The organism is Bacteroides sp. (assembly GCF_028690125.1).
In the GTDB taxonomy this organism is placed as follows: domain Bacteria; phylum Bacteroidota; class Bacteroidia; order Bacteroidales; family Bacteroidaceae; genus Bacteroides.
In genome coordinates this window covers 1-3944 of record NZ_JAQVBV010000112.1, presented here as the reverse complement: position 1 = coordinate 3944, position 3944 = coordinate 1, and the positions used below count along the sequence as shown (strand labels likewise).

The window sequence follows — 3944 nt, the reverse complement described above, 5'->3', positions numbered from 1 at the left end:
TGGCACGTTTACTAGGATTGTAAACTGCTATTGAGCGGCCTCCTTGTTGTTTAATTAGCTTCATACATGGTACATCTGTCTCTCCATCTCCAAAATAGATCATGTGTCTAAAAGGAATAGGGCGCTCGATATCGGGTTTAAATTCGTTAACTTTTTTATTGTCTTTCACGTATCTAATACCCTTATTAATCATAAATAGGAATTGAGTCTTGGCAGTAAAGTCAACTGCAACCGCGGGCCATTCAGCTTTGCCTTCAGGAGAATAAAAGAACGAACAAGCATAAATGTGTTTGAATTCCTTAGCAATAGGTGTTCCTTCTATTATTTCTTTTAGTCCGGAAGAATTTATATAGTGCTCAATGATAATACCATTATCTGCTCCATATTTGTTTATTAGAGTAAACCAATCTTTAACACCTTGGAATAATTCGACATTCTTGCCATATTCCTTTAATGAACTTTTAGTTAGCAGCAACCCTTTGTGACTGGCTTCTGTTATCATTAATTTCATATAGCATAAAATTTCGCTTGCATCTTGCGCCTCTTTCATTTTAGTATTTTTTTCCCAAAATGTATTTGCATCTAAACCGGCAGCCTGAATAAAACCATATTCTTGCATATTTCCAGGAGACAGAGTTCCATCAAAGTCGTAAATGAGAGCAACTGTTGCTTTTTTAGGTCTTGCCATTATTATGTGATATTTTTTAGTAATTATTCCTATTCATCAAAGCAAACATTCTCATTCCATTTCATGGATTAAACCAATGTCATTTCATAAACGTCACCATTTTCGTGAGGTCACGAAAATGGTTTTTTGCAACATCTTATTTGGAATACAATGCAGCTTTATATTTCAGGTATTTAGCTTTTTACTAATTCTTCTGCGATTCGTTCGGCTTGCTTGAGGACTGTTTCTGTGGCTAACAACTGCATATCTGGCGGATATCCGAAACGCCGCAAAAGTCTTTTTACAGCAACTTTCATTTTAGCACGCACATTTTCTTTAATAGTCCAATCAATAGAGGTGTTTTTACGTATAGTATCCGTTAGAACAACTGCTAACTCTCTGAGCTTATCCTTTCCAAGTACCTCCAACGCACTTTCGTTGTCTGCTATCGCAGTATAGAAAGCATATTCGTAATCCGTAAGCCCCAGCTCTTTGGCAACTGAGTCTTGAGCAACAATATGCTTGCTCAGTTTTATAAGCTCTTCGATAACCTCAGCAGCTGATATTACTTTATTATGATACTTCGTTAATGAATTATCAAGCATCTCCATTAAAGAACGACTTCCAACCAAATTAAGTTTGGAACGAGTTTTAATTTCGTCATTCAATAGTTTGCGAAGTACCTCTAGAGCAATGTTCTTATGCTCCATACCTTTCAGCTCCATTAAAAACTCTTCAGATAAAATGGAAATATCTGGTTTTTTAATACCTGCAGCATCAAATATATCAATCACCTGTTCAGAAACTAAGGCTTTATCAATCACTTGCCGAATCGTAGTTTCTATCTCCTCATCCGTTCTGCCGGAACCAGTCGAATCAAATTTACACAAACAAGCCTTTATCGCCTGAAAAAATGAAACCTCGTCCTTTGCATCCATGGCCTCATCATGAGGAATAGCAATAGCAAAAGCTTTACCCAAGGCATTTACTTCATTTACAAAACGTTTCTTCCCATCATCAATCCCTAAAATAAAATCTTCGGCACGAAGAATCCACGAAAGTTTACCCGATACATCTGCATCAAAATAATTCTCATATTCAAAACCATGGAACATTTGCGAAACCACTTCAAGTTTCTCTCTCATAATTGCTACCGCTTGCTCCTGTTGCAACGTAGGATCCCCTTTTCCGCCCGAGTCGGAATAAAAAGACAATGCTTTTTTAAGATCGGAAGCAATACCCAGGTAATCCACCACCAACCCACCGGGTTTGTCTTTATAAACCCGGTTTACACGGGCAATCGCCTGCATTAAATTATGCCCTTGCATCGGCTTATCTATATAAAGCGTATGCAAGCAAGGCGCATCAAAACCGGTAAGCCACATATCACGCACAATGACCAACTTCAGTTCATCGTCGGGGTCTTTCATTCGTTCCGCCAAAGCCCGGCGTTGTTCTTTTGTAGTATGATGCTTGGAGATAGCCGCCCCGTCAGACGACGCCGTAGTCATCACCACTTTAATAGCCCCTTTAGCCAAATCATCGGAATGCCATTCCGGGCGAATAGCAATAATTGCATCATACAGTTCAGCCGCAATACGACGGCTCATCGCCACGATCATCGCCTTACCCTCAAATACGGATTGGCGCTGTTCAAAATGAGTCACAATATCCTTTGCAATGATATGAACCCGACTGGGACTACCAATCAGCGCCTCAAGCTGTGTCCACTTTGCTTTCGCCTTCTGCACATCATTCATATCATCTGCAGCCAATTCTTTGTCCAGCTCTTCCACCAGACGGCGACCCGATTCACTCAATTCCACCTTAGCCAAACGACTTTCGTAGTAAATCCGGACGGTTGCACCATCCTCAACAGCCTGGGCAATATCGTACACATCAATATAATGCCCGAATACAGCAGGCGTATTGACATCCGTCGACTCAATGGGAGTTCCCGTAAATCCCAGATAGGTAGCATTAGGCAAAGCATCCCGCAGATACTTTGCAAAACCATATTTAATTTCAGAACCAATCACCTCGTCAGCTTCATTCTTAACGTCAACCGTTTTAGCCTTAAAACCATACTGCGTGCGATGCGCTTCGTCCGTTATAACAATCACATTACTCCGGTTGGTAAGCGTGTCGTATACATTTCCATTCTCCGGTTGAAACTTTTGGATAGTAGAGAAAACCACGCCACCCGAAGCCACCCGTAATAACTCCTTCAAGGCCTCACGATTCTCAGCCTGAACGGGTGTTTGACGCAACAATTGTTTAGAAGCCGCAAAGGTATCGAACAACTGGTCGTCCAAATCGTTACGATCGGTAATCACAAGCACAGTAGGATTATTCAGCATCTGAACAATCTTTCCTGTATAAAACACCATCGACAATGATTTACCACTGCCCTGCGTATGCCATACCACACCCGCTTTACGGTCGCCAACCGGTTGCTCTTTAACAGCACGCAGTCCGTAATGAATCGGATCTTCCGCCACTTTATCCGGATAATCATCATTGATACCGGTTGCCCGTATCGTAGATTCCACCGCTTTATTCACAGCAAAGTATTGGTGATAAGCCGCAATTTTCTTAACCGTCTTTATAGTAATTATACCCGTTTTAGCATCTTCCGTTTTTGACTTTTCAAATACAGTGAAGGAACGTACCATATCCAACAACGTAGTACTATTAAGCATTCCTTTGATTAAAACCTCCAATTGACCAACCAATTTGGAAGCTTCAGCTCTGCCATCTTCGGTTTTCCAAGCCATAAAACGACTATACCCAGCCGATAACGAACCCGCCTTAGCCTCCAATCCGTCCGAAATCACCACCAACGAATTGTAAGTAAACAGTGAAGGAGTCATCTGTTTGTAAGTTTCAATCTGACGAAAAGCACTCTGTATAGTAGCTTTCTCGTCCGTGGCATTTTTCAATTCAAACACCACCAAAGGCAACCCATTAACAAATAAAATAATATCAGGACGTTTATTATGACCGTTTTCAATAATAGTAAATTGATTGGCAACAATAAAATCATTGTTTTCCGGATAATCAAAATCTACCAACCAAACCCTTTCCCCACGCTCGGCACCCTCTTTATGCATAGAAACAGGCACCCCTTCGGTAAGCAACCGATGAAATTCCTCGTTATTTGCCAGTTGATCGGGCGAAGCAATACGTGCAACAGTCTTAATCGCCTCCTCCTGCACATCATGCGGAATAGACGAATTAATACGTCTTACCGCCTTTAGCAAACGCTCGTGCAAAA

At 41.1% G+C, this 3944-nt stretch carries 2 protein-coding genes; both read right to left on the bottom strand.

The genetic code is table 11. From position 1 onward, the window contains the following. Positions 1-688 (bottom strand): HAD family hydrolase (locus PHO71_RS25430; protein ID WP_300208984.1); only part of this gene is annotated, 688 nt, incomplete at its 3' end. Positions 689-861: 173 nt separating this feature from the next. After that, on the bottom strand, positions 862-3944 hold a 3083-nt coding region (locus PHO71_RS25425), incomplete at its 5' end, for a type I restriction endonuclease subunit R (protein ID WP_300208983.1).